The 24379-nt window shown below is 62.0% G+C and carries 28 protein-coding genes and 3 pseudogenes; 10 read left to right on the top strand and 21 right to left on the bottom strand.

The features are described 5' to 3' along the window. Positions 1-11 precede the first annotated feature (11 nt). The 11 genes from FS819_RS17580 to FS819_RS17530 all read right to left on the bottom strand — a co-directional run bounded on the left by FS819_RS17580 (position 12) and on the right by FS819_RS17530 (position 10480). Positions 12-1625, bottom strand: a complete 1614-nt coding sequence (locus tag FS819_RS17580) for a prenyltransferase/squalene oxidase repeat-containing protein (protein WP_498724154.1) — start codon at positions 1623-1625, stop codon at positions 12-14. Between the two features lie 137 nt (positions 1626-1762). Then, positions 1763-3061: a phenylacetate--CoA ligase family protein gene (locus tag FS819_RS17575; protein WP_234624721.1), complete on the bottom strand. Its 1299-nt coding sequence runs from the start codon at positions 3059-3061 to the stop codon at positions 1763-1765. A gap of 430 nt (positions 3062-3491) precedes the next feature. Further along, entirely contained in the window at positions 3492-4613 is a 1122-nt protein-coding gene (locus FS819_RS17570; RefSeq protein ID WP_498724465.1) for a DUF3363 domain-containing protein, read from the bottom strand. Positions 4614-5835: 1222 nt separating this feature from the next. Beyond that, a complete protein-coding gene (locus FS819_RS17565) occupies positions 5836-6762 on the bottom strand; it encodes a lytic transglycosylase domain-containing protein (RefSeq protein ID WP_234624722.1) in 927 nt (308 codons plus the stop codon). A 4-nt stretch (positions 6763-6766) separates the two neighbouring features. Beyond that, complete coding sequence (locus tag FS819_RS17560; protein WP_156629772.1) at positions 6767-7102, bottom strand: DUF736 domain-containing protein; 336 nt, start codon at positions 7100-7102, stop codon at positions 6767-6769. Between the two features lie 67 nt (positions 7103-7169). Continuing rightward, positions 7170-7715: a S26 family signal peptidase gene (locus FS819_RS17555; RefSeq protein ID WP_156629773.1), complete on the bottom strand. Its 546-nt coding sequence runs from the start codon at positions 7713-7715 to the stop codon at positions 7170-7172. Then, positions 7712-8233: a DUF2840 domain-containing protein gene (locus FS819_RS17550; protein ID WP_156629774.1), complete on the bottom strand. Its 522-nt coding sequence runs from the start codon at positions 8231-8233 to the stop codon at positions 7712-7714. Before FS819_RS17550 ends, FS819_RS17555 begins: the two co-directional genes overlap by 4 nt. Next, positions 8230-8484 carry a hypothetical protein gene (locus FS819_RS17545; RefSeq protein ID WP_156629775.1) on the bottom strand — a complete coding sequence of 85 codons (255 nt, stop codon included), beginning with the start codon at positions 8482-8484 and terminating at the stop codon, positions 8230-8232. The genes FS819_RS17550 and FS819_RS17545 overlap by 4 nt, the downstream gene beginning before the upstream one ends. Beyond that, positions 8481-9119 (bottom strand): ParA family partition ATPase, encoded by a 639-nt coding sequence (gene parA, locus FS819_RS17540; protein WP_156629776.1) that lies wholly within the window; start codon positions 9117-9119, stop codon positions 8481-8483. Before parA ends, FS819_RS17545 begins: the two co-directional genes overlap by 4 nt. Continuing rightward, complete coding sequence (locus tag FS819_RS17535) at positions 9116-10210, bottom strand: replication initiator protein A (protein WP_156629777.1); 1095 nt, start codon at positions 10208-10210, stop codon at positions 9116-9118. The genes parA and FS819_RS17535 overlap by 4 nt, the downstream gene beginning before the upstream one ends. Next, entirely contained in the window at positions 10211-10480 is a 270-nt protein-coding gene (locus FS819_RS17530; RefSeq protein WP_156629778.1) for a helix-turn-helix transcriptional regulator, read from the bottom strand. Between the two features lie 348 nt (positions 10481-10828). Here FS819_RS17530 and FS819_RS17525 point away from each other — a divergent pair, with 348 nt between their 5' ends. Beyond that, a complete protein-coding gene (locus FS819_RS17525) occupies positions 10829-11167 on the top strand; it encodes a RidA family protein (RefSeq protein WP_234624723.1) in 339 nt (112 codons plus the stop codon). Positions 11168-11178: 11 nt separating this feature from the next. On the opposite strand, the gene FS819_RS17520 is transcribed toward FS819_RS17525, so the two are convergent. The 4 genes from FS819_RS17520 to FS819_RS17505 form a co-directional block, all read right to left on the bottom strand. Continuing rightward, positions 11179-11670: a DUF2285 domain-containing protein gene (locus FS819_RS17520; protein ID WP_156629780.1), complete on the bottom strand. Its 492-nt coding sequence runs from the start codon at positions 11668-11670 to the stop codon at positions 11179-11181. 46 nt (positions 11671-11716) lie between these two features. After that, a complete protein-coding gene (locus FS819_RS17515) occupies positions 11717-11971 on the bottom strand; it encodes a transcriptional regulator domain-containing protein (RefSeq protein ID WP_156629781.1) in 255 nt (84 codons plus the stop codon). A gap of 307 nt (positions 11972-12278) precedes the next feature. After that, complete coding sequence (locus FS819_RS17510) at positions 12279-13121, bottom strand: DUF932 domain-containing protein (RefSeq protein WP_156629782.1); 843 nt, start codon at positions 13119-13121, stop codon at positions 12279-12281. 317 nt (positions 13122-13438) lie between these two features. Then, positions 13439-14323 (bottom strand): LysR substrate-binding domain-containing protein, encoded by an 885-nt coding sequence (locus FS819_RS17505; protein ID WP_156629783.1) that lies wholly within the window; start codon positions 14321-14323, stop codon positions 13439-13441. Between the two features lie 70 nt (positions 14324-14393). Between FS819_RS17505 and FS819_RS17500 the strand changes: the two genes are divergently transcribed. Next, complete coding sequence (locus tag FS819_RS17500; RefSeq protein WP_234624724.1) at positions 14394-15578, top strand: MFS transporter; 1185 nt, start codon at positions 14394-14396, stop codon at positions 15576-15578. Positions 15579-15676: 98 nt separating this feature from the next. On the opposite strand, the pseudogene FS819_RS17495 reads toward FS819_RS17500, so the two are convergent. Further along, a pseudogene (locus FS819_RS17495) lies at positions 15677-15772 on the bottom strand (DUF736 family protein); the annotation flags it as partial. Between the two features lie 194 nt (positions 15773-15966). Further along, the gene (locus tag FS819_RS17490; protein ID WP_234624725.1) at positions 15967-16224 is read right to left on the bottom strand and encodes a site-specific integrase; all 258 of its coding nucleotides are present in this window, start codon (positions 16222-16224) and stop codon (positions 15967-15969) included. A 98-nt stretch (positions 16225-16322) separates the two neighbouring features. On the opposite strand from FS819_RS17490, the gene FS819_RS17485 reads away from it, so the two are divergent. From FS819_RS17485 to FS819_RS17470, 4 genes and pseudogenes are all read left to right on the top strand, one after another. Next, complete coding sequence (locus FS819_RS17485; RefSeq protein ID WP_197434074.1) at positions 16323-16502, top strand: hypothetical protein; 180 nt, start codon at positions 16323-16325, stop codon at positions 16500-16502. A 452-nt stretch (positions 16503-16954) separates the two neighbouring features. Continuing rightward, positions 16955-17518: a TetR/AcrR family transcriptional regulator gene (locus tag FS819_RS17480; protein WP_156629785.1), complete on the top strand. Its 564-nt coding sequence runs from the start codon at positions 16955-16957 to the stop codon at positions 17516-17518. Continuing rightward, a complete protein-coding gene (locus FS819_RS17475) occupies positions 17515-18387 on the top strand; it encodes a DMT family transporter (protein ID WP_156629786.1) in 873 nt (290 codons plus the stop codon). Before FS819_RS17480 ends, FS819_RS17475 begins: the two co-directional genes overlap by 4 nt. 252 nt (positions 18388-18639) lie before the next feature. Further along, positions 18640-18886, top strand: a pseudogene (locus FS819_RS17470) (transposase); the annotation flags it as partial. A gap of 85 nt (positions 18887-18971) precedes the next feature. Here FS819_RS17470 and FS819_RS17465 read toward each other — a convergent pair. The 4 genes and pseudogenes from FS819_RS17465 to FS819_RS17450 form a co-directional block, all read right to left on the bottom strand. Beyond that, complete coding sequence (locus tag FS819_RS17465; protein WP_475392903.1) at positions 18972-19619, bottom strand: DUF1403 family protein; 648 nt, start codon at positions 19617-19619, stop codon at positions 18972-18974. Continuing rightward, positions 19606-19701, bottom strand: a complete 96-nt coding sequence (locus FS819_RS17460; protein WP_234624750.1) for a hypothetical protein — start codon at positions 19699-19701, stop codon at positions 19606-19608. The genes FS819_RS17465 and FS819_RS17460 overlap by 14 nt, the downstream gene beginning before the upstream one ends. A 15-nt stretch (positions 19702-19716) precedes the next feature. Beyond that, positions 19717-20233 (bottom strand): annotated as a pseudogene (locus tag FS819_RS17455) (DUF932 domain-containing protein); the annotation flags it as partial. Between the two features lie 313 nt (positions 20234-20546). Next, positions 20547-21458, bottom strand: coding sequence for a LysR substrate-binding domain-containing protein (locus FS819_RS17450; protein ID WP_156629787.1), 912 nt, complete (start codon positions 21456-21458; stop codon positions 20547-20549). Positions 21459-21542: 84 nt separating this feature from the next. Between FS819_RS17450 and FS819_RS17445 the strand changes: the two genes are divergently transcribed. The 4 genes from FS819_RS17445 to FS819_RS17430 all read left to right on the top strand — a co-directional run bounded on the left by FS819_RS17445 (position 21543) and on the right by FS819_RS17430 (position 24164). Beyond that, positions 21543-22262, top strand: coding sequence for an FMN-dependent NADH-azoreductase (locus FS819_RS17445; protein WP_156629788.1), 720 nt, complete (start codon positions 21543-21545; stop codon positions 22260-22262). Positions 22263-22553: 291 nt separating this feature from the next. After that, positions 22554-22982 (top strand): MerR family transcriptional regulator, encoded by a 429-nt coding sequence (locus tag FS819_RS17440; protein ID WP_156629789.1) that lies wholly within the window; start codon positions 22554-22556, stop codon positions 22980-22982. Beyond that, positions 22918-23337 (top strand): carboxymuconolactone decarboxylase family protein, encoded by a 420-nt coding sequence (locus FS819_RS17435; RefSeq protein ID WP_156629790.1) that lies wholly within the window; start codon positions 22918-22920, stop codon positions 23335-23337. Before FS819_RS17440 ends, FS819_RS17435 begins: the two co-directional genes overlap by 65 nt. Further along, positions 23334-24164, top strand: a complete 831-nt coding sequence (locus tag FS819_RS17430; protein ID WP_156629791.1) for an NHL repeat-containing protein — start codon at positions 23334-23336, stop codon at positions 24162-24164. Before FS819_RS17435 ends, FS819_RS17430 begins: the two co-directional genes overlap by 4 nt. The last annotated feature ends 215 nt before the right edge of the window (positions 24165-24379 follow it).

The following is a 24379-nucleotide window of genomic DNA, read 5'->3' as shown; positions in this document are numbered from 1 at the left end:
GACGCGCTCCTCTACAAAACCAACTCAGGAAGCCGAAACAGCGGCTCGCCGAGTTTCCGGGAAAGGAGCCCGTGTAGTGGAAGGATAAGTGGGTCTTGCCGCGAGGCACCAAGCGGTGTCCAGCCGATGTATCCCTCACGGGTGATCAGCCGATCCAGGAAGCGTGAAATTTGCGCGGGAATTTCAAGACCGTTCGCCTGCAAGGCCAACACCGTTTGATAAGTAGCATATAGAGTAGGCGGACCGCCGAGTTGCTCGACATAACCGGACAACCGCATCCGCCGTGGCAGATGTTGCACCAGCGAAAGCCCGCCGTCCCTATCGCCGAGCTTGACAAGCAGCCGCGAGGCCTGCGCAGTTGACGATGTGGTGATGGGACCGTTGGGTACATTGGACCCAAGTCCTTCACGGATGCAGTTCCGGACGAACGATGTCAACCGCGCAACATCGACATGTTCGGCGAAAGGTTGTCCAAGAGATTCGAGGGCAGAAATAGCAGCGCTGGTTGACACGAGATCGGAGCCGCGACCTTGCCAGTAGCCAAACCCACCGTCCGGATTTTGTAGTCTCGAGATCCAGTTCGAGAGGCGTCCGGTGTCAGAAAACTGCCGTCCAGCATAGGCAAGAGCGACTGTCGCCCAAAGAGAGCAGCGGATTTCAGCACCCCGGCCCGGCATGTACATGATGCCGTCTTCCCAGGGCATATGCGCCCTTTGAAGCCACGCACTCAATTGCTCAACGCTATCGGTCTCTGCATTGTTTACAGCTGAGAAAAGCGCTGATGCTGTCGTGAGCGCGTCACCGGCCGCTGACGGCTGCCGATATGTGTACCCGGCACCATCGACTGAAAAACTCTCGATTGCGCGCTGCACACGGTCCTTCTGACTGTCTTTGATCGTAACGTTCAGAGCCTGAAGAGCGCCAACAGCTGAGAAGTTTGCCCAAACATCAGATACTTCGTAATCCTCCCAACGCGCAAAACCTTCGGGCCGTTGGCGCTGGACGATCCAATTTTCGCATGCTTCTGGCTCCGAGGGCTGCCAGTTCTGTATTGTTAGTGCCTTTGTCGCCCTGAAGGTTGCCCACAGGCATGGAGTATATTCAGGCGAAAAACGAAATCCGCCGGACGGCGCCTGTTGCGACCGCAGCCAGCCGAGGAGGCGCTCATCATCCCATTTGACGTCGTGATCGAGCCCTGCTGCATGCTTTGCGTGTATCGCATAGTATGCGGCCCTTGTGTCGGTTTCCGCCGTCGCGATGTTCCAGGCAAGCCCGCCATCACCACGCTGAAGCCCTGAGAGCCAATCAGCTAACCTATGCCGGTTTGGAACCGGAAGCTGTAGTATCTCCTTGAAAACCCGGGTCGCATAATAGGTCGCCCAAACGTCTGCAGTCTGCCCCGGCATCATTGCAAAAGCGCCATCCTTGTCCTGAAGCGACGAAATCCATTCCACGAAAGATTCGGTGGAGGCAACGGAATGGCCGATGTCAGCAAGCGTTTGACTGCAATAGAACGTTGCCCAGATGTCAGATGCGAGGCCGCGCTGCCATGAGAAGCTTCCGTCGGGATTCTGGCACGAATGAAGATATCCGGCGACGTGTTCGCGCTTTGCCAAATCAGGCAACCGGCCAATCCAACGCAGAGTACGAGTAGCCGCATAGGTGGCCCATAAGTCAGAGCCGAACGTTCCAGCGCCGCCGTCAGCCGTCCTCAGAAATTCATAGGACGACGGAGCGACCGCAGCTTGAGAGACCGCTACACTCATTTGCGTGCCTCCAAGATATTCGAACGTTTCCAGTTTTTTAGACCAGCTCCGCTCTTTGTTGTAATCGGCAGCTGGCTGACGACCTCAACACGGACGTCGATGCCGGCATCACCAAGTATACGGGTCGCATGCTGCATGATATGGTCGGTGGAAGAACCATCCGGCATTTGTTCAACGATCACCCGCGTGACCGATCCTTCGGCCATATCCAGCAAGTAACCTGTCACGTCTGGGATCTTGTAGATGTGGTTCTCTATGTCACCGGCGAGATAAGGCACGTCCCTGATAAGGATCGCCTCCTCTTTCCGGCCAAGGACTTCTAGGCTGTGAAGGCCAGACTCTGGGGCCGTAATTGATACTGCGTCACCGGTTGCGATGCGCAGCATAGGCCGTGCAAATCCATGGAGCGATGAGATGATGAGTTCGCCTCGTGCGCCCTCCGCAAGCGGTAAGACCTCACCGTCATCGTTTCGTAGCTCGCATAAAAATGAGTATTCGAGGACATTGAGCCGCCCGTTTCGACCTGCTGCCGCGATTGTACCTGTCTCCGTCGACCCATAACTGGCATTGTAGACTTCCGCCTTCCACCAATGGCCAAGTGAGCGCTTCAGGCTTTCTGTCACGACTTCGCCTGAAAGCATGATCTTGACGACACTGCTGGCAATATCATCAAAGCTCTTGCGCTGTCGAAGAACCCGTGTGAACTGCAGTAGCGTGCCGGGTGCGCACCAAATGACGGTTGGTCGAAAATTTCGGAATAAGACTTCCATCCGATCCCAGGAAACTATACCCTGCGTAAACGGATAGCACCGCACTGCGGCAGACCCGATGATCTCACAGCAACCTGCTATTAAGTCGCCAATCGGCGCTATATCCGATGGCAGCAGCACAATGGACCGATCCGACCGATCTACGAGTTCGCCCCAAAGCAATGCGACGCCGACATAATTCCAGACAATATCCTCAAACGTACGTTTGGTCGGCGTCGGAACGCCTGTGGTTCCTGACGTCTCATAGTATTTTATGATTGATGCCACATCGGCTGCGTCGAATGCCGAATAGGATTCCTTGAAAGTCCTTTTGTTGACCGGGGTGATCGAATCAAATTTGTGTTTTGTAAAATTACCGATATGCCGGTAATGCTCGCTGCGAGATGCCCTGTCCCATGCGGACGACAACCACTTGTCGGTTATCTCTCGGCGGAGATCTACATTAGTAGTGTTCCTGAATTGGAGGAGTTCATCGGCACATCGCCCGTGTAAATCGGAATGTTGAAATGGAAACGGGTAGCCCACTGCATTTCTCCAATCTGGTTTAATCGGCTATTCAAGAAACTCCATATGCAAGTCTATTAATTCGGCATCTACACGGCGCTTTGCCCCTCTCATGGGGCGCAAATTTCCTGGCTACGATGATCCTGCTGCGACGCACAATCAATGCTCGAATTGTTATTGTGCGATGCAATATGTGTAATGATTATAGGCGTTGATCTTTTAACGGCACTGCGCTCGTTTGCGTCTGTCAGGGACGATATCCGTACAATCCAGCTTGCGAGACGCTCTCTCCGGTAATTTGGTTTCACGTACCACCATGATTTTCTTTGACCATCAGAGTTTACGCTGTCTGGCGACGCAGTGGTTCAAAGCCGCTAGTGATTGTTGGCAGACAGACCTTTTTGGCTCCGCCAAACCTACCCCGATAAATGCAGACTGATTGGTGCGTTATTCAAAGCCCTAGGCCCCTCTGCCGCCCCATCTGCCACGATACCGATCCGCTCTGAACGATCCCCGTCACCTCTTTGCCATGCTGACGATCGATCACCGGCCGCCATGGGACGAGTGTGAACTCGTGGCTCTTCTCTACTATTGCGAACTTGCCACTGGTGAGTTGAACGGTCCCGGAGAAGGTGCCGCTGACCGTCTCGCCATCGCCGGCCGCGCGGAACGACATCCGCTTTGTCGCCGCCAGTTCCGCCCCGGCGCGGGCGACCTCGCGCACCTCGAGCGTCGATAGAAGATCGCCGCGATAGAGGACGCGACCGTTCTGCTGGCGGGTGGCGTCGCCCTGTTCGATCAGTTGCTCACGGCGACGGTCCATGGCGTGGCTCACGTCCTGCCCGAACCCCGCCGGTGCAATATCTGATGGGCCGCGTCCAACCAGCCTGCGATCCAGCCAGGTCGCGCCATCCGCCGTGATCTGTTTCTCCAGATCGAAGGTTGAGAGGACGCGGATATTAAGCTGGCGACCAAGGCCGGCATCATGGGCAGCCGTGCGTGCCTCGAAATCCTGCGGGATGCGCCACTGATCGGCGTCGATCCGCTCGACGATACCGGCGCGGCGCAGTGCCTCCAGCCGACGCACATGGGCATCGACGAACCCGTCATAGTCGCCGCCGGGCACGCGCCCGTCGAAACGGGCCTGCTCCAGATGGCGGCTCGGTCGGTAGACGCCCTCCTCGGCTATGCCAGCGATGGTGCGGTCGGCCGGGCGCGGTCCGGTGTCGGTCGCGCCTATCTCGATGATGCTGCCGATCCGGGCGTCCGCGACCTTCGCCTGATCGATGCCGGAGATGTGATGCGTGCGGCCGTCGATGCCGTCGATCACCAGCGTCAGGTTCTCGCCCAGCTCGTCTGAGAGATGCTTGTCCACCACGCGGCCGACGATCGGCGTCGCGGGGGCGGCGTCGTGAATCTGGAAGCTCATCGGATCGCGGTCATGGCCCTCGGCGCGCATCGCCTTCTGCATGGTGCGCACGATATCGCCCCGCTCGCCCATCTCGCGCAGCGTCGGCTCAAGCCGAGCGCTCAGTTCCCACACGCCCGGCGACTGCTCGGTGGCGAGGCCCATCTTCTCCAACTTGTCGAGACGGCGGATGCGGAGCGTCCGATCGTCCTGACCGCGCATATCGTCCGCCGTGTGGCGGAGGTCGAGTGCGCCGCTATCGGCCTCGTTGAGCATCGCCCGGTCGATCCGGGTAAAACGGTCCTGGTCGATCTCGGCCGTCAGCTTGCGGCGCTGCTCGATCTCGGTGACGGGGCCGAGCTCCAGCGTCGCCAGTTCGCTCGCCCGTTCACGGATGCCGTTGGCAAGATAGTCGCCGTTGATGACCAGATCCTCGCCCAGGTCGTCGCAGCCATTGACGATGACATGGACATGGGGATGGCCGGTGTTGAAGTGGTTGACCGCGACCCAATCGAGCTTCGTGCCAAGGTCGGCTTCGAGCTGGCACATCAGGTCGCGGGTATGGCCGGTCAGGTCTTCGATGTCAGCTCCGTCTTCCGGCGAGACGATGAAGCGAAACTGGTGGCGATCGTCCTTGCCGCGATCGAGAAAGGCGTCTCCGTCGGCGCGATCCTCGGTCGCCGAATAGAGCCGGCCGCGCTCGCCGTCGCGCGAGGTGCCGTCGCGCTGGATATAGCGCAGATGAGCGGCTGCCTTGCCGCTCTTTCCGGCCGCACGAACCGAGCGCGATTTGACGACGACGCGGCGGCTGCCTGGCTGGCGATGGCTCCAGCCGTTCGACAGATTGCGCGAGCGGACGAAGGCCGCGCCGCGCCCGCGCTTGACGCCCCGACCTGACGCGACCGCGCCGTTCCGACCCGGCTTGCCGCCCGTTCCGGCGCTGCCGGTTCGCGATACCCGCCCTGAGGTCGCGCCATGCTGGCGGGCGATCTTCCGGACCTTGGTGAGGAAGCTTTTCGCCTGGCCTGCCTTCGACGCATCGGAGCGGATGCGGCCGGGCTTTGGGCGAAAGCGGTTGTCGTCGTCGGTGCTCATCGGCACCAATCCGGCCAAAAGCGCCGGTTTCGGGCGAGAGTGCCGCCAAAACCGCGACGGATGTTGGGTTTGCGGCAACCGGCGGCACCATGCCGCCCGGATGACGGTGCCGACCCAAACAGTGTGCAGACAAGGGCTTGCCCCCCGGATCGGACCCACGGGGTGCCGTCCGCTTTAATCTTGCCCTCCCACCTCTCTGCCCGTTCTGTCCGTCCTGACCCTGATTCAGCCTGACCACCCCCACATCTGCTGCACACTGGAAAGGGTCGCCGGGCACGCCGTCGCGCCATGCTCATCGCGGCCCTCCTGTTTCCGCTCGGGCAACGAACAGCCCGCCCGACTGCGGCATGATCGCAGAGACATCGCGCACGGGCGTTGCAGCCGGAGTGTCGTCGGATTGCGCGCCGTGCTGCACAGGTTCGGCGGAAGAAGTGCGGTTGGGCTGTACGACGAACAGCGGCGCGCGGGTCCATGACAGCGGATCGGCCGCCGCGACGACAACCGGCCCGGTGATCTCGCCGCCGCCGATCTGCGGTGCGAGCGTGGCGACATAGGCGCGGGTCTCGGCGGGCAAAGGACGGCCGGCGAGATACTCTTCATAGCGACCGGGACCAGCATTGTAGGCCGCTAGAAAACCCGGCGATCCGTAACGGTCATGCAACTCGCGAAGATACGCCGCGCCCGCCAGAATGTTGTCGCGTGGATCGTAGGGATCGCTGCCGAGCCGATGGCGGGCGCGCAAATCGGACCATGTTGCCGGCATGATCTGCATCAGGCCCATCGCACCCTTGGGTGAGATCGCCCGCACGTCGTTGGCGCTTTCGACGCGCATGACCGCCCTGATCCATGCCGCCGGGATGCCGAACTGCTGCGCCGCCTTGGCGATGGCGGCGGCATAGGGATCGACCGCCGTCTGACGCTGGACCGGCTCAGGCTGCGCCCGACAGGGAAGCGGCACCGCGACGGTGAGCGCAGCGGAAAGGAGAAGGACCGCCGATCGGACGGGCGTTCTTTCTCCGCATCGATGCCAGCCTGCCAGCGTGCTCGCTGCGGTCAAGGTTTCGCGCGAAGCGCCGACCTTCGATCGCCCTTGACCTTCGCTGCGCGCGCCGGCCGACGGCTCGTCGAGCGGGACGAAGGGATGAGACGGCCTGTTCGCGAACAAAGGGATGGGGCTTGTTCGCACGATCCCGCACGCGATCCTGATGATTGATCGCATGACCTCAGTCCTTCTCGCCGCGCTTGACCGGCCGCGTCCAGTGCAGCGACCAGGCGGCACCGCCGTCATCGTCGCGGAACAGATTGGCGCGGATCGGCTGCGGCAAGGCGGGATCGTCGATCAGCAGCGAGATATATTCGCCCGCGCGCTCACCGGCACGTTTCCAGCCCGCGCCGATCTCCGGCCCGTCGTCGGCGCCGTGATGGATGCGATAGTCCGGCGCGTTCTCGGCATCGGACGGCTCGGCCGGAACGATGGTGAGTTCGCGGTAGAGCGTGAGCGTATGAACGCGCCCGACGAAGCCTGTCGTCTCACGGGTAAACTGGCCGATCTGCGGCATGGGAAAGTCCTTGGTGCTGGGGTTGAGTGGAGGCCGGCGCGCGCCGTGCCCGCCGGAATCGTGGCGCTCAGCGCGTCGCGGCGCGCCAGACGAAGCGGCCATCGCCGTCCTCGTCGGTGTAGATCGGCGTCGCGCGGCCGATGACGGTGCTGGTCGGGATCGGGCCGAAGTAGCGGCCGTCCAGGCTGTCGCGGACATCCGCGTTCATCAGGAAGATCTCGTCACCGCCGATGCGGCGGCAGCCCGACCAGATCGGCAGCTCGTGGCCCGACCGGTCGCGGTCGAGCGCCGCGCCGAGTTCGACGCCATCGACGGTGATGGTGCGGCGGAAGCGGCAGACCTCTTGCCCCGGCAGCCCCATGACGCGCTTCAAGAGCGGCACGCCGCGGCCGATGTAACCCCGTTCGATCATGAAGCTGGCGAGTGGCTCGGGGGGATCGACCGCGACCAGATCGGTGACGTTCAGATCGCCGGGCAGATTGATGTCGTAGAGACCTATCGGCGCACTGGCGGAGACGTTCCACACCAGCCGGGTCGGTGTCGGGATGAAGGACGCGATGGCGACGCCCATGATCGAAAAATACGTCACCATCACATAGCCGAAGCGGGTCATGGCTCGGCCCTCCGGCGCAGAAGGAACGCCCGGTGCTGATCGACTGTGTAGGCGCGCGGCTCGTGTCCGGCGGTCAGACGGTTGTGGACGTGCCGCCAGTGGTCCGGCGAAACATCCTCCGGATCGATGCCGATCGCCTGGATGGCGTCGATATGCCGGAGCACCCGTTCTACCCTGGGCCAGCCGTCGATCTTGAGCAGGATGTCGCCGCCGGGGCGCACGAAGGGCAGCGTCTGATAGGGTTCGTGCGGCTCCACGGCGCGCACTATGTCGATGCGCGAGAGGATCGTGCCGAAGTCGTTCGACGCCCAGCGGACGAAGGCGAAGATGACACCGGGCCGGAACGCGAAGATGCGCCGCCGCCGGTCGATGATGGTTTCCGCCGCCAGACGGCCGAAGCGAACCCAGTGCTCGATCTTCTTCTCGACATGGGTGAGTTCGACATGGGTCAGGTCGTCTGACGGGTGCGCTGACGGCACGGGGTCGTCGCGCACGCGGGGAGCCGCGTTGCCGATCATGATGGGTCTCCTTCGGTGGTTGGGAATTCGCGCGCGAGCAGCTCGCGCAGCATGTCCGCGACGGTGATGCCGCGCTTGAAGGCGACGATCTTGATCCGGCCGCGCAGCTCCGGCGTGATGTCGATCGTCAGTCGCGCCGTGAACGCAGCACCGTCGCCAGCGCGGGCTGGTGGCGGTTCATTGGCCTTGATCCAGCTCTCGGGATCAGCGGGACGGGCCGCGAAGCCGCGTTTCGAGGAACGCTCGCTCATGGGGCAAGCCTCCTGATCTCGGCTGCAAGTGCTGCGATCTCGCGCGCGGCCGGACTGTCCGCGTCGATCTCCGAGGCGAGCCGACCGGACTGCGCGGCGTCGGCGAAGACGACGCGCTGGCCGATGGTGGCGGCGAGCAAGGGCGGATCGTGATCGGCAAGCGTCTCGGCCATCTCGCGGGCGATGACGGTCCGCGCGCCACAGCGATTGAGCACGAAGCGGGCGGCCAGCTCGGGCCGGTAGATGCGCGCCTCCGTCAGGAGCGCCAGCATCTCGGCCGAGGCCCAGCCGTCGAACGGCGACGGCTGCACCGGGATCAGCACCAGGTCGGCGGCGAGCAGCGCCGAGCGCATCAGGCCGGCGACGCGCGGCGGTCCGTCGATGACGATGTGGTCGACATCGCGCGCCAGCTCGGGGGCTTCCCGGTGCAAGGTGTCTCGGGCCAGGCCGACAACGCCGAACAGCCGTGGGCAGCCTTCACGCGACCGCTGTTGCGACCAGTCGAGCGCCGAGCCTTGCGGGTCCGCGTCGATCAGCGTGACCCGCCGACCGGTTCTGGCCCATTCCCCAGCGAGATGCAGCGCCAGCGTAGTCTTGCCGACACCGCCCTTTTGATTGAGCAGGGCGACGATCATGGCGCCCGCCTCGATCGTCTGACGACACCGGCACCATGGCTCGCGCCCGCGCGCGTCAAAGAAAAAGAGTTAGATTCTTGGTTAGACTCTAAGTTAGCGGTCGGATTCTGCGTTTCGGGCCAAAGGTTTAACTGTGGTCCTTGCGCCCGAAATCCCGATAGTCCTGCGCCCGAAGTCCCGATACAGTTTGCGCCCGAAGTCACGAGCGTTTCCACAGCCTCGTCCACAGGCACTGTGGACAACATCGTCGGCCGGATATGCAGCAGTTCGCGCCGCCCCTGACGGGAAATCTTGAGCTGATAGCCGGGCAGCGGTTGGCGGGCGACGATGCGTCGGATGTCGAGCGCGAAGTCGGACGGCCGCGCCAGGCTACCGGACTTCTCGTGGAGATGCGCGACCTCGAACAACCAGCCATGCGGCTGGCGACCGGCGTGCTTGCGGGCGACGCGATAGAGCCAGCGTTCGATCCCGCCCGTCAGCCGGAAATAATCGGGGTCGATGGTCAGGACCAGCGAGCGGTCGATGACGCCGCGATAGAACCAGTCAGGCAGCACGAACTCCATGCCCTCGACGCGGCCGTCATGGGTGGTCAGTTCCTCCCATTCGTTGATCCAAGAGAACTGATGCCGACGCCAATGCTCGCCGTGGCGGATGGTCGTGCGGATGACGGTCGATTGCAGGCGGGCGAACGCGCCCTTGAGCAGCCGGTATTCGCGCGCGCCCTTGCCCCGGCCGATCGCCATCAGGAGTTGGTACGGCGTGAAGCGCAGGAAGCGCGAGGTCTTCAGGCCATGGTTCTCGGCCTCGACGATCTGCGAGCTCGCCCAGATCAGCACGTCGGCGTCCCAGATGGTTGCCATGCCATGCTCGGGCATGGCGAAGACCTCGACGCAGACGCCGCCGGATTCATAGAGGATCGGCGTCACCCGCCTAGCCTTGGCGAGCGAGAAGAACGGCCGCTCCATCAGATCGCGCTGGTCGCGGGGCGACGCATCGCCCGTCGCGACGACGAAGGGATCGAGCCGCGCTCGCTCGCTGCCGACGAGGCGCTGTGAGCGCTGTCCGGCGTCCTGGGGTAAACCGCCGGACATTCAGCGTGCGCCCCGCTCGGCGGGCGTCAGGGGACGCGCCGGGAACACGCGGTCGGCATCCTTGTCGGTGGTGGATTTGCGGGCGGCGACCGCCGTCCAGGCTTGCAGGTCGTCCAGCGCATAGACGACGCGCCCGCCGATCTTACGATAGGTCGGGCCGGTGCCGTAGGTACGATGCTTCTCCAGCGTCCGCAGCGAAATGCCGAGGAAGCGCGCTGCATCGGGCGTGCGCAGGAATCGGGGCGGCAGCCCCGTCTTCGGGTCGATCATGATCGGCTCTCCGGGTGAGGTTCGGCGGCTGTCGGCAGCGACAGCGGGCTATGGCGAACCGTGGCGGAGGATCGGCGGCTTGCAGCGTGCCGGAATCAGGGGGGTGCGATTCCGGCACCCCCGGCGAGGCTAGGCTCACCACCCCGATTTTGGACTGTCTCTGAACTCGACCGATCGCCAAAATGCAGTCGATCTGAGAATTAACTGGAGAAATGTCGCTCAAATCACATCGAAGAGGGCTATTCGTCGTCTTGAAATTTGCTGACGTTCACCCCCCAGCAGTGAGGGATCAAGATGTTACGCCCGATCAACCCGCCCGGTCCCTCCATTCCTGGAATCTCGCAAGCGATGCTGATTTCGGAAGGTCGATTGCTCATCCTGTCCGGCCACGTTCCTTTCGATGGCAAGGGCGAAGTCGTCAGCGACGATCTGGCCGCGCAACTCGATCGGGTCTTCGAGAACATGCAGGCGACGCTCCATGCCGCAGGCACCGATTTCAGTGCGGTGGCACGTCTAACGATCTACGTCCGAGACTATGATCCGAGCCAACTCCCTACGATCCGAGCGGTGCGTGATCGCTGGATCAACGGCGAATGCCCGCCGGCCAACGCATTGATCGGTGTTGCGGAGCTCGTATTCCCCGAAATGCTGGTCGAGGTGGATGCGATGGCGTTCCTACCTGCCTAGTGCAACGCCGTTCAGCGGCGGCGTGGCGGACGAACGGGATAGTGGAGAAGCTCGCGATAGCCGCCGCGCATGTAGAACAGGCCATCGGCGACCAGGCGGCGCACCTTGTTCTTCAAGGGGCTGACTTCCCAATCGTTCTTCCATTGACCGCGAAAGCCGAGCAAGGCTTCGGCGATGACGCGATAGCTGACCCCGGCCAGCTTCGCGTCGAGCGCGCGCAGGATCAGGATATGACGCTCGCGGGTCTGGGGCGGAAGGTCGTGCCGCCGGTCGCCGGGCGGCCGTCCGGCCAGCGCGAGCCAGAACCGCAGCGCGGCCTCGGCACGCAGCTCGAACAGTGCGTCGAGCGGCAGGACGACAACGAAGCTCGTCGGACCGTCCGGCGGGGCGTCCGCGACCCAGAAGCGATGCTCCCCGTCCAATCCGCGCCAGAGGCCGTGCCAGGCGCTGCCGATCGCCGATCGTGCTGCGAGACCGGGAAGCCCCGGCAGTGCGATGGGCATGGCGAAGTCACCAGGCGAATCGCGTGATGGGCGAAGCTGGAAGGCGTCAGGCTGAAGCGCGGGCGTCCAGAAGAGCGCGGCGCGATCGGCGGGTTGGTCCGGGTCGGTCGCGAAATCGTAACCCCCAGCGGTTGGAGAACGCGGTCTGCGCCTCGGTGTCGTGACGGGGCCTGCGCTTCATGCGATGGAAGTCGCGGCGGTACTCGTCGTCGCGGCGGAGATATTCCCAAGCGAAGCCGGCGGCAGGAATGCTCTTGGCATGTCCGTAAGCTGCCGGCGCGCGCCAGTCAAAACTCGGCATGGCGTCACCTCTTTCTTCCCAAGCGCCGTCGGCGCCGGAAAGATGAAGTGTTCACAACTTGAGGTATATTTTGAACTTGCCGTTATCGTATATGTAGATCGCACAATCCGATCAATATTGGTGAATAATTACTTAACATCTCAAATGTCATTTGGCGAGCTGGGCGCAACCCGGCGAGCGGCGGCCGTGTCATCAACATGGCCGCGCCCGCCGATCCGGCTCCACGGATCGGCGGAAAATCTGAGATGTGCGGAACCGGAAAGACGCAAAGCCGTGCAACCGCAAATCCGGCTGCACGGCTCCACGATCATCCGCGTTTCAGGCGCTGCATCCCTTCCGCCAGCGTCCAGAGCGCACGGTTCAGCCCGACATTCTGGTCGATGCCGTTGATTGCACGGGTCTGGCTGCGGCGGATACGGCCCTCGGCATTGATGCGGCGACCGTCCAGCCCGCCGCGTATCATGTTCTCCTGAATGACGTTGAACGTGCTCCACAGGCTTTGCCCGACATCCTCGCGGCGGCGCGGCGCGATGATCTGATCCGGGCGGACGGGGCTTTCGTCCTCGCCATAGCGGGCGACAAGGCTCGCCTCCGCCAGCACGCGCTGTTCGTCCTCAGACAACCTTGTGTCCTTCATCGTCTCCGTCGCGTCGATCAGACGCGGAAAATCCTCCGCGACCGTATCGACGCCCTCGATGATCTGATCCTGAATGCCGCCCTTGTGGGGGACGCGGACTTCCTCGAACCGCTCGCCCGCGATCATGCTGTTGGTGCAGACGAAGCGCAGTACACCGGCAAACATCTGATAGGCCGACGTCCCGTCATGGCTGTTGACGATGATGACTTCCGCCGCTTCCGGCTTGCCGATGCCGTCATCGCGGCGCAGGCGCAGCATGTGCTTGGCGTGGCCGTGGCGGCTGCCGTCGCGCGGCACGGACTGCACTGCGAAGAACGGGAACCATCCTTCCTTACGCAGCCCCTCCACGATCTCGATGGTGGGGACGTAGACATAGCGATCCGACCGGCTGTCATGCGCCTCGCGGGCGAAGACGGACGGAACGTGACGATAGAGGGCTTCGTTGTCGAGCGCCTCGCGCCCGCTGATCTGGTGAGAATTGCGGCCGAACCGGGTGGCGAGTTGATGATACATTTTCTGTCTCCGTGGGCTTGGGTTGAAGCGCAGCGCTGCGCTGCAACCTTGCCCGTCGGCGAGACCGGGGTAGCAAGGCGCAAGGGCGCCGGGCCGGAGGGGGATCACCCGGCCTGCACGGAACGGAGGAACGACGTGGAGGAAGGTCGGGGACACCGGCCCGGACGAGCGTCAGCGATCCCTTGCGCCGCGCGGGGGCAGCGCCCCTAGCCAAACCCGCCCGGCATGAGCACCAGCGGGCGCCGGGCATCGGGATCTGATCGGGATGTGCAAAGCCGCAAACCCTGAAAACCGCATAAGCTGATTGCTATTGATCCTTATGCAACTCCTGCCTCGCGCATGATCCATTGTCGGAATGCTGCGATCTTGGGACTCGTCCTATCGGACCGAACGACAATGAAATAGCTCGCTGGAGTCGGAACAGGCGCATCGATCGCAAGCATGATACCGCCGGCTTGCAGGGCACGCGCGGCGTAGACATCGCGCACGATGGCGAGGCCCTGTCCGGCAATCGCGGCTTGGATCAACAAGGCATCGTCGGCATAGCTTGGCCCCTTCGTCGCGCTGCGGGTCGGCTTGACGCCTTGCGCCTCCAGCCAGCTCGGCCAGTCGGTGCGCTCCCTATCCTGAAGGAGCGGATAGCGAAGACAGTCGCCTGGCGACTGCAAGACCCCATTCTCCAGAAGCGACGGACTTCCGACCGCCACGAGCCGAGGCGTGAACAGCAAGGTGGCATCAAGGCCTAGATATTTCCCGGAACCATGCCGGATCGCCAAGTCCACCGGACCGTTAGCCAGATCCGCGAGTTGGACGGAGGTTTCGATCTGAACCTCGATCTGCGGATGTCGTGCGGTGAAATGGCCAAGGCGCGGGGTCAACCAGCAGGCTGCGAATGACGGCACGGTGCTGATGACCAGCGTTTGCGGACCCGGCCGACGATCCTCGAACAAATGCACGGCCGCGTCGATCTGCTCGAAACCCGGCGCGATCTGTCCAAACAGAAGAAGACCGTGAGTCGACAGCCTCACCTCACGATTCCCGCGCTCAAGAAGCTGAATCCCGAAACGGAGCTCCAGCGCCTTAATCTGCTGGCTGACTGCGCCCGGCGTCACGTTCAGCGCAAACGCGGCGCGCTTGATGCTGCCTTGCCGGCCGACCTCGACAAAGGTGCGAAGAGCACCGAAGGAAACAGGAGACGTCATTTCACGAGTTTAGCTGAACTAAACTATTCAGCAACAGATATGGTTTGCCTCGATGAGGGTGGTGGGATGTATGTCTGCAGATATGAAAACGAACCACGACACCCGATCCGAACACCGGTCGGCAGCCCTTGTCCGCCTCCTGTCCATCGGAGCCGGCGCTGCCGTTGCCAACAGCTATTACAATCAAGCGTTCCTCGGCCATCTCACTGCGGATTTCGGACTGGTGGCGGGGGCAGCAGCCGTGGTCCCCGTTCTGACCCAGGCGGGGAATGCGCTCGGCGTTCTTTTCCTTGCCCCGCTTGGGGACAGGCTCGAACGAAAATCCCTGATCCTTGTGACCCTGGTCGCACTGGTGGTGGCGCTGATCGGCGCGGCGCTTTCGCCGGGCTTCCTCTGGCTTGCCACCGCCAGCTTCGCGGTCGGCCTGTTCGCCACCGTTGCGCAGCAGCTTGTCCCGCTCGCCGTGCATCTGGCCCCGCCTGCGGAGCGCGGGCGCATTCTCGGCAAGGTCACGGGTGGAATCCTGATCGGCATCCTGCTGGCGCGGACCGTCAGCGGCACGATCTCCGACCTGTGGGGCTGGCCCTTCGTGTTCTGGTTCGCGGCCGCCCTTACAATCGCGATCGGAACTGCGCTTGCGCTTTGGCTGCCGCGCGTCCAGCCGACGACGGATTTGAGCTATCCGCGCCTGATCGGTTCGCTATGGACGTTGGTGCGGACGCATAGCTTTCTCAGGCAAGCAGTCGCGGTGCAATTTCTGATCTTCGCCGCCTTCATCGGTTTCTGGTCCAACCTCTCGCTTCTGTTGATTGAGCCACCCTATCAACTCGGCGGTACGGCGGTCGGGCTTCTGGCGCTCGTCGGCGTCGCCGGCGCACTCGTGGCACCGATCGCGGGCGGCCTTGCTGATCGGCGTGGACCGGCCGTGGTCGTGTCGATCGGCGCTGCTCTGGTGGTGATCGCTTTCGCCATCTTCGGATTCTGTCAAGGCTCTCTGGTCAGCCTCATCATTGGCATTCTGGTCATGGACCTCGCCGTGCAATCCTCGCAGGTTGCCAATCAGGCGCGTGTCTATGCGCTCGATCCGACCGCTCGCAGCCGGCTCAATACGGTGTTCATGGCAACCATGCTGCTCGGAGGGGCGGTCGGGGCCGGTCTCGGTGGCGCTGCCTATGCCGAGTGGGGATGGACCGGGACATGCGCATTCGGCGCGCTCTCGGCCGGCTTGGCGTTGGTATTGTCGCGGAAATCCTGAACTTCGCTAACGGCTTTTGACCATTGAGCAATTCGAGACAAGCCATGACCATGACGAAGCCCCGCTCGGGCGAGCGGGGCTTCTGGAGGTGTCCGGTCTCAGTCGCCGTTGCGGCGCGACCAGATGAGATTGTGGCCTTCGCCGTCCTCGCCCTCGACCAAGCTGGCGTAGATCGGTGCGGGAAAGCTCGGATCGGTGCGACGTGAAGTCGCCTGAATAATTGTTCGAAAGAGAAAGGAGAAGGCATGAGAAGAACCTGACGTTCCGTCGTCAGTAGCCTACCGGCACATGCGGGACTGGCAACGGTCCGGTGTGAAGCTGCCGGGACAATGCAGCCGGGCCTTCGGGCCATGCCGATGCCGTGAGGTGGAGGTATCTTCTGCGAGCATCAACGCGGATGGGGCGCTAGGCTGGACGCGCTATTGCCGCGATCGTGTTCAATGTAACCAAGGAAGGCGACGATCAGCGGCGCGTCGAGGTCCTCAATCGTCAGCAAAGATGGACGGGTGCCCAGCCGTTTAGCGGCATAGTCGAACAAAAGCTTGAAGCAGTACGCATAGGTCTCGCAGGTTTGCGGACTGTAACCTCTTTGGCGGGGCATATAGTCACGCAGAAAGCCGGTGATGAGTGGAGCGAGCTTCGTCATACGTTACTCTCCTCAACCAGCTTTTCCGCGGCCGCTGCGATGTCGACCATCATTTCTGGCGTCGCCTGAAGATACCAGTATGTATTGTGGATACTGACATGACCCAAGTAGGTCGACAGGGCGACGAAGTGCTTGGCAATCGTGCCGCGCTCGGCGCCGCATTGTTCCAGAACACGGGTTGCGAAGGTATGTCGAAGATCATGGATGCGCGGCTGTCGACTTCGATCCGGCGCGATGCCCGCTCGTCGCAGGATGCAGCGGAATGTGGTCGGGCATGAGATCTCCCGGTTCCCATGCAAGGAGCGTCTGCACATGCCAGGGTCTACGACCACGCCGGGCCGTCCGAGCATTTGCGATAGCGTGCTCGTGCGTATTGCCTTCCGTCTTGCGAACAACGTCGGCACCCGGAACCTTGGGTATTTCGCGGCTCGATGGCTGGCCTATGCATTCCCCTGCCGACGCTTCGCCGACGTCCTCACGGACGCCGACGCACGGCTCGGGGCCGGTGTGGGTCGCTAATCCTTCACCGTAATGGACTTGCACCATATACTCCTTGCCGGTCTCCCGGCGCACTCGCAAAACTCAGTCGCGATGATTCGACTTTTGCGACCGAGATTTCTCTTGTTTTTCAGCGCTGAGCAACCTGTTGCTGACCCAGGTTTTCGCGGCGGCCTCCGACCAACCACCGTTGAGCTTGACGATGCTATAACGATCGTTCTATTTTGCCGGTATGAGCACCAAGCGCCAAGATATCATCGATGCCGCAAATCGTACCTTCTATCGATATGGTTTCGCAGAAATAGGCATAGACCGGGTAACGGGCGAGGCCAACGTTGCCCTGGGCACCCTCTATCGGCATTTCAAGACCCGCTCCGATGTAATTGCCGCTGCGCTAGGACAGCGACACGACGATTTTCTACTGGCCCTGGGAAGCTCCGTCAGCGAGCAAGGTGCAGAGTGCGTGCTTGAACTTTTCGACGTTTTGGCAGGGTGGAGCGACGAGCATGGGGGCAATGGTTGCTTCTTCCTTCGGGCCGCCGCCGATTACCCGACGGACGAGGTCATCCGGAACACTGCGCTCATCCACAAACGCAAATATCGAGAGCTTATCGAAGAACGGTTGCGGCAAGGAGGATGGCCGAATAGTCAGGCGCAAGACCTCGCAGACGTAATATTCGTGCTGCTGGAGGGTGCGGTTGCGTCAGCGTTCACGCTGGGCGATAGGACCTCTATAGCAATTGCCCGGAAAACGGCGGCGCTCGTTCTGGCGAGCGCACCGCCGGTGTCACCATGAAAGGGGCTGTGCTTCCCCTTGCCGCACTCGAAGCTGGCCTCGTCATCGCATGGAGTTCCGGATTTATAGGCGCGCGACTTGCAGCCGAAGCAACCTCCGTGTTCCTGGTGCTTTTCTGGCGCTTTGTCATCGTATCGCTCATTCTCATGCCGTTGCTGATCCGAGCGATCCAGAATGGCCTTCCAGCAAGATCATTGATCCTCCAATCCGTTTTGGGTATTTTTGCGATGTTCGGCTATCTTGCGCTGGGGGTAAAGGCAATCGAACTCGGGGTTCCCGTGGGTACGGCGGCACTGATCTCCGCGCTGCAGCCGATAGTGACAGCGGCCCTCGCCGGTGCCCTCTTGCAAGAGCATGTAAACCGCTCCCAATGGATCGGGATCAGCCTTGGCCTGGCCGGTGTCTCGCTTGCCGTCGGTGGTTCGCTCGGCGGAGCATCGCTGGGAGCTTATGTGTTATCGGGCGCTTCCACATTGAGCCTGGTCATCGCCACCATCATTGCTAAAGCGCTATCGGACAATACGCCATTGTTGCCGTCCCTGGCCGTGCAAAGTTTGGTCTCGGCCGTCCTGTTTGCGCCGCTGGCGCTTCTGGATGGTGAAATCCTGCCGAGTCCTGACATCCGGTTCATCGCTGCTGTCGCTTGGTTCATCCTGTTCTCAACCATCGGCGGCTACGGCCTTTACTGGCTCTGCCTTCGAAAAAGCACTGCAACACGCGTTGGAAGCCTGATCTATCTTACGCCTCCCGTGACCATGATTTGGGGTTGGCTGATGTTCTCCGAGCCGATCACCACTCTGGCCGTTGTGGGCTTTGTCATCTGTATCGTCGGCGTGATGTTAACGCGGCCAGAAGTACGGCAGAGATGAACTGAACGGCATAAGAGATCGTGGTCAATGTGCGACGGCGACATCGCTCTGATGTCCGTTGTCAATGCGTTGGGCGCGAGGAAGCTACCGCTCCGGAGAAACGGCTGTTCATGATGATGATCGCGTATGGGTGGAGGCGGAACTCAAGGACGTCGGTGATCAAGCTCTGATGCGCGGGTTGGCTACCGCAGAGCTGGCTCGGGAAATTTGAACAGCTGGGATAAGTGGAATTTCTGCCTGGCTTCGGCTTAGATGGCGGGAACAGGAGATACCATGACGAGACGACCGCGCTAGGCGCCACAGCCCGGCTTTCAAGGCGAAGGTGGCTCTCGCCGCCATCCGAGGTGAGCAGGCGCTGGTGGAATTGTCCCAACAGTTTGACGTGCACGCCAACCAGATCAAGCAATGGAAAGACCAGCTCCTTGAGGGGGCGACAGGCGTTTTTGGTGATGAAGCGAAGGCGGAACCGGCGAGTCCAACCGTCGATGTCAAAACACTGTGTTAATTTTTCGTGTGAATTTCATCCATTTTTTCATTTCGCCGTGATCCACTCAGGCCGAATAAAGTTGTTTGCGGACAATTCACTACACCGGATCTGGTGGGCTAATGCGAAATGAAAAAACGGGGCAAAGCCTGTTGAAACTCAACAGCGGAGCGAAGGGCGGCGTCGACGCCATCGGCCAGCGCCGGGCAGATCGCTTTGGGATACGCCGGCTCCCCGGGTCGAACGCGGCCTCGACCGCCGCCGATCGTGCGGAAGGCCGGGCCAAACCGTTCGGGGAGCAGCAGCGGCACGGGTTTCGGCAGTTGAGCTTTTGCGCCAAGATGAGATCGGCGAGCCCCAGTGCCAGCGCTTCGGCATCCGGGCAGGCAACGCAAATCGCCGCTATAAGGTCCGCCGCGACGAAAGGCGCTGCTTGCCCGGACTGATTTGCAGAATCGACGATTGCGGGAATCGAGGCAAGGCTGTCGTGCCAAACGATCCCCAAAAGCCCGGCAAGTTCCTTAACGAAGGGTGTGGTGATTGTCCCAGATCGACGCGCCACCAATCGTGTTGCCAAAAACAGGTTGCCGCCCGCACCGAGATCTTCGCCGGCAGCTGTTAGCAGAACCGCATCCCGGATGGCGGCGTCTCCCTCGTTCCGACCGAGCATCCGAGCGGCGGCGGCGGCCGATTTGAGTGCGAGACGATCGCACCAGCAGCCGAGCCAGGGCGAGTCAGGGCGATTCAGGCCGGATCAGATCATCAAGTGATTTCAAGCCGATACCAGCGGCGAAGGCGGCGTCGGATTCGCTGATGTCACGGCCGCGCACCAGCGCCCAGCTCGGCAGGCGGGGTGACCAGTTAGCTGCCGTCGCGTCGATCAGGCGCGAGAAATCCTCCGCGACCGTATAGACGCCCTCGATAATCTGATCCTGTATGCCCCCCCTTGTGGGGGACGCGGACTTCCTCGAACCGCTCGCCAGCGATCATGCTGTTGGTGCAGACGAAGCGCAGTACACCGGCAAACATTTGATAAGCCGAGGTTCCATCGTGGGAATTTACGATGATGACTTCCGCCGCCTCGGGCTTGCCGATGCCGTCATCGCGGCGGAGGCGCAGCATATGCTTGGCGTGGCCGTGGCGGCTCCCATCGCGTGGCACCGACTGCACGGCGAAGAATGGAAACCAGCCTTCTTTCCGCAACCCCTCCACGATCTCGATGGTGGGAACGTAGACGTAGCGGTCCGACCGGCTGTCATGCGCCTCACGGGCGAAGACGGAGGGGACGTGGCGGTCGAGGGCTTCGCGCCCGCTGATCTGGTGACTGTTCCGGCCGAACCGGGTGGCGAGTTGATGAACCATGATCTGTCTCCGTGGGTCTGGGTTGGAGCGCAGCGCTGCGCTGCAACCTTGCCCGTCGGCGAGACCGGGGTAGCAAGGCGCAAGGGCGCTGGGCCGGAGGGGGATCACTCGGCCTGCACGGAACGGAGGAACGACGAAGGCCGGGGACACCGGCCCGGACGAGCGTCAGCGATCCCTTGCGCCGCGCGGGGGCAGCGCCCCTAGCCAAACCCGCCCGGCATGAGCGCCAGCGGGCGCCGGGCATCGGGATCTGATCGGGATGTGCAAAGCCGCAAACCCTGAAAACCGTACATCCTGATCGCTGCGATGCCCCTCAAGACATCGCGACGACTTCCTTCAGCCAATCGCAAACCGCCTGCACGTCGGCACAGGCCAGGTTTTCGGGTGTAGCCACGAGATGATAGGTTTCGCCTTCAATGGCTGGCCCGAAGGGATGAACCAGAAGTCCTGCCTCGATCTCCGGAGTGGCGAGTACGAGGCTGCCGATCGTCGCGCCATGACCGGCAATCGCCGCCTGAAGACTGTGGCCATCGTCGGTAAAGCGCGGCCCCTCGTCGATAGCGAGATCGGTAATACCGGCAAGATTCGTCCAGCGACGCCAGTCGGGGGCCATGTCGCGCCGTTTCCATTCGGTGTGGAGCAGCGTCGTGCGTTTCAGATCGTCCGGACGGGAAAGGTTGAGTTGAGGACTGCACAGGACGCCGAAGCGCTCCGACAGAAGCGGCTCCGCCACCAGCCCTTGGAACGGTCCCGAACCGTAGCGCACCGCGATGTCGGCCAGACCGGAAGTGAGATCAATCGGTTCGTCGGCGGCGTGCAGGCGCAAATCGAACTCCGGGTGACGGGCACGGAACGCGCCGAGGGCGGGGAGCAGACGACGCGCTGTGAAGAGCATAGTCGCGGTCAAGGTCACAGCCTTGCGCCGGTTCTGTGGCGACAGTTCCGCGATCGTTCGCTCGAACCCATCGAACCCGTCGCGCAAGGTCGGATACAGCCTGAACCCGGCCTCGGTCAGCGCTACGCGCCGGACATGGCGAGCAAACAGCGCCAGTCCCAGCGTGTCCTCCAGAAGACGGATCTGATGGCTGATCGCCGTCGGCGTGACCGCCAGTTCGTCGGCAGCCCGCTTGAAACTGAGGTGGCGCGCTGCTGCCTCGAAGGCGCGCAAGGCGGCCAGCGACGGAAGCCGTCTTCGTCGCACGATAGATGAATTAGTCTCATTCATTAAGTGAGAAATCCGCGTTGGCCGTCAGAGATAGCAAAGGATTATATCATCGTCGAACAGTGTAACACATGAAATGGATGTATCATGACATTATCCGATGATGGCGTTTTCCGTATCCTTCATATTGATTCCAGCGCGCGGTCCGGCATCTCCGGCCGCGATCGTCACGGCTCGCACACTCGGCGGTTGAGCCGGCGGTTCATCGATCTTTGGTCGGCGGCGCGGTCACATGATGCCATCACCTATCGGGATGTCGGATCAACTCCGCCGGCGCCGGTGAGCGAGGCATGGATTGCGGCGGCCTTTTGTCCGCCCGAGCGGCGCACCGACACTCAAAAGGCTTTGCTCGCCGAAAGCGACCGTCTGGCGTCCGAACTTGTCGCAGCTGATCTCATCGTCATCGGCGCGCCGATGTATAATTTTGGGGTGCCGGCCCAACTCAAGGCGTGGATCGACAATGTCGTGCGCGTCGGTGTGACGTTTGGTTTCGACCGTGCCCGAACGGGTGAGCCCTATTGGCCGATGCTTCCGCCAGGCAAACGCCTTGTCATCCTGACGGCGCGCGGCGATTTCGGATATGACGCGGGTGGGCGCCTTGCGGCGATGAACCTTGTCGAGCAGGGACTGAAGGTTCCCCTCGCTTATCTCGGTCTCCACACCAGCGACGCCATCGCCATTGAATATGACGAGTTCGTTGACGAACGGCTGGCCTCGTCCATTGCGACCGCCGAGAACAACGTCGATCGGCTTGTGGAAAAGCTCCTTGCGGGACTTCGGCAAGAGTCGGTCTTCGCATCCGCCTGAAGACCGCACATCCTGATCGCCGTATTTCCTGAAAGGCGTGTCGGCCATGACCATGCTGAAGCCCCGCTCACCAGAGCGGGGCTTCAGCATCATAAGGGCTATTACCGCCGCCCTTTGCGTTAGCGATTGAAGCCGAATGGCGGAAACGCGCCCTTGGCGTGGTTCCGGCGCAGCCGAAAGCGCGGCCCGAAGGGCAACGCCCAGACCTTCATTCTTCATCGGAAAACGCCCTTGACTTAGAGTGCGCTCTAACTCGTATCTGTTGATGCGTCGTGACGAGAACAGGTGCTCATGAAGATTGGTGAACTGGCGAAGCGTTCGGGATTGTCGGCCCATACCATCCGTTACTATGAGCGGATCGGGCTGCTTCCCTATGCGGACAGGAACCAATCGAGCCAACGGGACTACGACGCATCAATCCTGATCTGGATCGAATTCCTCGGGCGTCTACGAACGACCGGGATGCCGATCCGGGAAATGCTGCGTTATGCAGCTTTGCGGGAACGCGGCGTCGGCACGGAGACGGAGCGGCGCGAAATGCTGGAACAGCACCGCGAGCGCGTCCGCACCCATGCAGCCGAACTCCAGGCCTCTCTTCTCGTCCTCGACACCAAGATCGCCGGTTACGCCGGCCAGGAACAGAGGATGAAGGACTATGACGCAACACCACCAGAGCGTCGGCGAAAGCCGGCTGGAACGCGGGCGGCGCGCGCTCGCTGAAATTGACGGCCAGGCCGGAGAGAAGGTTGTCGCCTCGCTCGCGGACATCGCGCCGGACTTTGCAACCTATCTGATCGAGTTTCCGTTCGGCGACATCTACAGCCGCCCCGGCCTTGACGTGCGCGACCGTGAGATCGCCACCATCGCTGCGCTGACGGCCATGGGCAACGCGGCCCCGCAATTGAAGGTGCATATCGAGGCCGGCCTGAATGTCGGTTTGTCTCGCGGCGAAATCACCGAGATCATCATGCAGATGGCGGTCTATGCGGGCTTTCCGGCTGCGCTCAACGGACTGTTTGCCGCGAAAGAGGTGTTCGCGCACCGTCCCGCTCAAAAAGAGGAGCGTGCGGCATGATGAGCCTCCTTCGCTCTATCGCTATCGGCAGCGCTGTTGTCCTCGTTACGGTTTCTGCCTTCCCGCTCATGATCCCGACAGCCGCTCAGGCCAGTGCGGCGACGCCCGAAAAACTCTGGGACGGCTTCAGTTCCCCGGTCGGTATGGCGTTCGATGCGGCTGGCCATCTCTATGTCGCGGAATGGGGCGCCGGCCGCGTGTCCCGGATCGCACCGGACGGCACCCGCTCGACGTTCGCAGATGGCCTTTCAGGTCCATCGGGCCTTGCGGTCGGGCCGGACGGCGCGATCTATGTGGCGTCCTATTCCCGCGACGAGATCTACCGCTTAACCCCGGACGGCGTGCGCAGCGTGCATGTGACGGGGCTGGCGACGCCTGCCGGCATCGGTTTCGACCGCACCGGCAGACTGCTGATCGCCAACCGCCGAACGAACCAGATTCTTGGTCTGACCGATAATGGTCGGCTCACGCCTGTCATCGACGGGTTGCAAACACCGGTGGGCGCGGTGCAAACGCCGGACGGCGGCTATGTCGTCTCCAATATCGGCGGCGGTGTTACAATCGTTCGGCCCGATGGCATACGCGTCGAGGCTGGAGCAGCCTTCAGTACGCCGGGACCCGGCGTTGCGATGACCAAGGATGGTCGCGTTTTTGTGGTCGATTACGGCGGCACGACCGTTCGGGAAATCCTTCCCAACGGCCAATCGCGTGCCATAGCGGATGGTCTCAGGAGCCCCGTCGGTCTGGTGCTCGCGCCAGATGGGGCGTCACTGCTGACGGCTGCGTGGGGTGACGGGACTATCTATCGGATTCCGATCCCGCGATAGGGGCAGGACAGGCAGCAGCGGAAAAGCTCGGTAGATCGTTCAGGTTTTCTCCGAAGGGATTGGCGCTTTCTGACGGTTGATGGGACAGAAGTTGGACGGAGACGTTGTTCCACGCTTTTCCACTGCTTTGTGTCAGCAATCTGCCGTGGATATGATCTCGGAATGTTTCGGGCGATGTGCGTTCATACATCTGAGCTCTTTATCCACTTGTTGGC

Source organism: Allorhizobium sp. Av2 (assembly GCF_021462805.2).
GTDB lineage: Bacteria > Pseudomonadota > Alphaproteobacteria > Rhizobiales > Rhizobiaceae > Allorhizobium > Allorhizobium vitis_G.
This window is presented reverse-complemented; position numbering and strand designations above follow the sequence as displayed.